Source organism: Xanthomonas sp. A1809 (assembly GCF_017746015.1).
In the GTDB taxonomy this organism is placed as follows: domain Bacteria; phylum Pseudomonadota; class Gammaproteobacteria; order Xanthomonadales; family Xanthomonadaceae; genus Xanthomonas; species Xanthomonas euvesicatoria.
Genome location: NZ_JAGHWZ010000045.1, coordinates 1 through 1,934, shown reverse-complemented (window position 1 = coordinate 1,934; position 1,934 = coordinate 1). Strand labels below are relative to the sequence as shown.

At 62.3% G+C, this 1,934-nt stretch carries 1 protein-coding gene; it reads right to left on the bottom strand.

The features are described from left to right. Nucleotides 1-1,934, bottom strand: a 1,934-nt coding sequence (locus J7396_RS22120) for a hemagglutinin repeat-containing protein (RefSeq protein ID WP_244669834.1), incomplete at both ends; no start/stop codon positions are given.

Below are 1,934 nucleotides of genomic sequence, written 5' to 3'. Positions count from 1 at the left end.
CTGTCGGTAGACAGCCGATTGAGGCTGGCATCGGCCGCACTTGCAATGGCACCGCCGACCAAGGCCGTGTTGCCGCCCACCTTAATGTCGAAGCCCCCATTGCCGGCTTGGATGCCGCTCTGCTCGGTCACGCTGGTATAGCTGCTGTTGACCTTCTGCTGACTGTAGCTACCGCCGCTGCCCGAGCCGGTCGCCAGGGTCAGACTGCCCTGCTGTTGTTTGCTTTTGTACTCATTGGTGTCCTGCTCGCTCTTAATCAGCAGATCGCCGCCGACACTGGCTAGGACCTTGTTGCCGACAGCTTGCGCGCCCTGGATCGTAGTATCGTTACCGCTCACCAATGTCAACGTGTCGTTGGCAGTGACTACGCTTTCCGCGCGCAAATCGCTATTGCCCTTGGCGCTGCCCTTGCCTGCAGACACTGTCAGATAGTAGCCAGTCGTCGCACCGACGCTGACACCGATCTCGCCGCCAGCGTTCTTGTTCTCCGATTTGGTGGTATTGGTTTCCTTGTTGCTCAGCAGGTTGAGATTGTTTGCAGCGGCCAGGGCCACGTTTTCACCAGCAATCTTGCTGCCGATGACGTTGAGGTCGCCCCCGGTCGCGGCGATGGTGATATCGCCGTTGCTGAGGATGCGGCTACCGCCGGTGGTTTCCTCGTGCGTGGTCGTCTTGCTCGACGAGCTGCTGGCGCCGATGCCAAGGCGCAAGCTCACGCCCGCCGCATTGGCTGCACCTTGTGCGCCATCCGCAGCGGCGGCGCCGGTCTTGGTCATGTTGCCGGCAACCGCCTGGCCGTCGTAGCCCTTCAGGCCATTGCCGACCAAGCCCACTGTGTCGCTGACCGCGTAACCTGCCTTGGCGGCGTAGAGCGCCTTCAGGCGATCGTCTTCGACCTCCGAGCCACGCTTGACAGCGCCGTAGATCGCCTGCGCGGCATCTACAGCCCCACCAGTCAACCCCAAGGTAATGCCTGCACTCTGCTGCTTGGACGTCTGCACCGTGTCCACGGTGTTTTCTGCCGCCGCAATCGTGACTTCCTTGCCCACGATGGTGGTGCTGGTGGCACTCAGCACCTCGCTACCTGTGATGGCGACCTTGTTGCCGGCCGTCATCGTCACCGAGCCATCCGTGCTGCCGACCAGGCTGCCGGTGTTGGTGACCTCGGTGACATCCAATCCATCGGTCTTCTTGGTCACGCCCAAGGCGACGCTAAATCCACCACCGCCATACAGGCCGGACTTCTTGACTGTCTTTTCGTGTTCCTCGCTGTGCGTGTTCTGCACCGCGTCCAACGTGAGGTTGTTGCCAGCGGCCAACACCACATCGCCGGTGCTGGCGACCTGTGCGCCTTGCGACAGCAGATCGTTACCCGCCGCGATCTGTACCGTGTCGCCACTGAGCGTGGTGGTGACCGCGACGTTGTCGTGCCACTCGTCATGCGTTGTCGTCGTCTTGCTACTGAACGTGCCCTTCTTCTTCTTGGTCATGTCCTGCACGGCATCGTGCTGCTCGCTGGCGGCGAGCAGGTTGACGTCGTTGCCGGCGGCCAGGGTGATGCCGCCTTCCTTGGTGGCGACGCTAGCCGCGGTCAGACTGATGTCATTGCCCGCCTGCATGGCGAGGTTGCCGCCGGCGCTGAATTCGGTGCCGTGGACGGTTTCGTCGCGGGTCGCGGTGGTTTGCTTGAAGCGCTTGCGCGTTTCCAGGACATCGCTGGTGTCCACCGTGGTCAGCGTGCTGGCGTTGATGTCGTTGCCGGCGCTGATGCCCAAGCCCTTGCCTGCATCAAGCTTGGCAGCGACCAGATTGACGTCATTGCCGGCGCTGAGGATCAGGTTGCCGCCGGCAGTGAGCGCCTGCTGGTCGATGGTTTGCGTGGCTGTGGTGGTGGTGACGCGGGTTTTGCCGTTGCGCGCGTTGTAGCTGTTGGT